Below are 1961 nucleotides of genomic sequence, written 5' to 3' on the forward strand. Positions count from 1 at the left end.
CCAGTTGGATAAAAAATCAGTCCAGTATTTAGGCGGTATTTTCACAGGCATGAGCACAGAAGAGTTCATTGCTGAACTCAAAGCAGGAGGTCGTCACTTTGGCTGAGATTATCTGGGGCCTAGCTACCAGCCATGTTCCCTCCATCGGTGCCGCCATGGATAATGACAAGACCCATGACGACTACTGGAGCCCCCTCTTTGACGGCTATCAACCCGCTCGAGACTGGATGGCCGAGCACACACCTGACGTGGTCTTGGTTGTATATAACGACCACGCCAACGCCATCGATCTCGACTTGATGCCTACCTTTGCCATTGGCACGGCATCACATTTTCCCGTTGCAGACGAGGGCTGGGGGCCACGCCCTGTCCCTCCAGTGCTGGGACACCCCGAACTCGCAACCCACATAGTGGAGTCTTTGGTCGATGAAGAGTTCGATATCACGGTGGCTAACCAACTCCAAGTGGATCACGGCCTCACCGTTCCCCTCTCCGTCTACACGCCAGAACCAGGCAGTGCCTGGCCCTGCCCTGTTATTCCGATACTCGTGAACGTTCTGCAATACCCCCAGCCCACCGCCAAACGGTGCTATTCACTGGGCCAAGCCATTGGCCGAGCGATCGCCTCTTACACGGAGAACATCAAGGTGGCAATCTTTGGTACCGGAGGAATGTCACATCAGCTCTCGGGCGAACGAGCAGGGTTGATTAATGAAAACTTTGACCACATGTTCCTCGAAAAGATTCAAACCGATCCCGAGGCACTGACTCGCATCACGCGTGAGGAATACATTCGCGAGGCCGGTTCTGAAGGCATCGAATTGATTATGTGGCTCGTCATGCGTGGGGCCATGAAAACTGAAATCGAACGTATCGCCGAGACGTACCACGTCCCTGCATCCAACACCGCAGCAGCCCTTGCATTGTTTGAGAACACGGAGAGCCCCTCATGACCACATTCGTCCTCGTTCACGGTGCCTGGCACGGCGGCTGGTGCTGGGGTCGCGTAGCTCCCCAGTTGCGAGCCGCCGGTCACACCGTCTTCACCCCGTCCCTCACTGGACTCAGCGACCGCGCCCACCTCATTTCACCTTCTGTGAACCTCAGCACCCACGTGGAGGACATCGTGCGCATGCTCGATGCTGAAGACCTCACCGATGTGGTGCTCGTCGGCCACAGTTATGCCGGAATGGTCATCAGCGGCGTTGCAGAACAGCGCCCTGAACGTTTGCGCCTGCGCGTGCACCTCGATGGCTTCCTGCCTGAAAACGGCGAAGCCGCGATTGACATCCTTCCTGAGGTTCCTGCCTCTCACTACCGCGAAGCAGTCAAAGGCCCTGGCTTTGGCTGGATGATTCCTCCACGTTCACTAGAAAAACTCGGCGTGACAGACCAAGCAGATATTGACTGGCTCACCCCACGTCTAACTCCGCAACCCTTTGGCACCTACTGGGAAAACATTGTTCTTACCGAGGCGTCAGAATCCGTTGCCGGCGTATACATCGAGTGCGTGGACTGGATGCGTGTATTTACTCGTTTTGCTGAGCGTGCGGCGGCCAAGGGTTGGCCAACCTATGAACTGGCCACCTGCCATGAGGCTATGGTTACTGCACCCAAGGAACTCCTCGAGATGCTCCTCGAGATTGACGCTAAGCACTAAGAATTAGCGATACTAACTTCGAAGCCCCCAGACCAGCAGGATGGGGGCTTCGAACTGTAAATGAACTTTAGTTAAGGCCCAGCAAACGCAAAGCGTTCTCACGCATAATCAAGGGGCGAACCTCGTCCTTGAATGCGGCATTCTCAAAGTCACTCATCCAGCGATCTGGGGTGAGCAGAGGGTAGTCAGATCCGAAGAGAACCTTGTTGCGGAGCAACGAGTTTGCCTGACGAACGAGAGCCTCGGGGAAGTACTTGGGTGACCATCCAGAAAGGTCTATCCAGGTGTTGGCCTTGTGAGT

Annotated in this window: 3 protein-coding genes; 2 read left to right on the top strand and 1 reads right to left on the bottom strand. The window is 55.5% G+C overall.

Translation table 11 applies throughout. From position 1 onward, the window contains the following. Positions 1-98 precede the first annotated feature (98 nt). Positions 99-953 carry a class III extradiol dioxygenase subunit beta gene (locus Q0362_RS02775; RefSeq protein WP_298119528.1) on the top strand — a complete coding sequence of 285 codons (855 nt, stop codon included), beginning with the start codon at positions 99-101 and terminating at the stop codon, positions 951-953. Continuing rightward, complete coding sequence (locus Q0362_RS02780) at positions 950-1660, top strand: alpha/beta hydrolase (protein WP_298119530.1); 711 nt, start codon at positions 950-952, stop codon at positions 1658-1660. Before Q0362_RS02775 ends, Q0362_RS02780 begins: the two co-directional genes overlap by 4 nt. A gap of 67 nt (positions 1661-1727) precedes the next feature. On the opposite strand, the gene Q0362_RS02785 is transcribed toward Q0362_RS02780, so the two are convergent. After that, positions 1728-1961 (bottom strand): amidohydrolase family protein (locus Q0362_RS02785; protein ID WP_298119533.1); only part of this gene is annotated, 234 nt, incomplete at its 5' end.

Source organism: uncultured Aurantimicrobium sp. (genome assembly GCF_936931525.1).
Taxonomy (GTDB): Bacteria; Actinomycetota; Actinomycetes; order Actinomycetales; family Microbacteriaceae; genus Aurantimicrobium.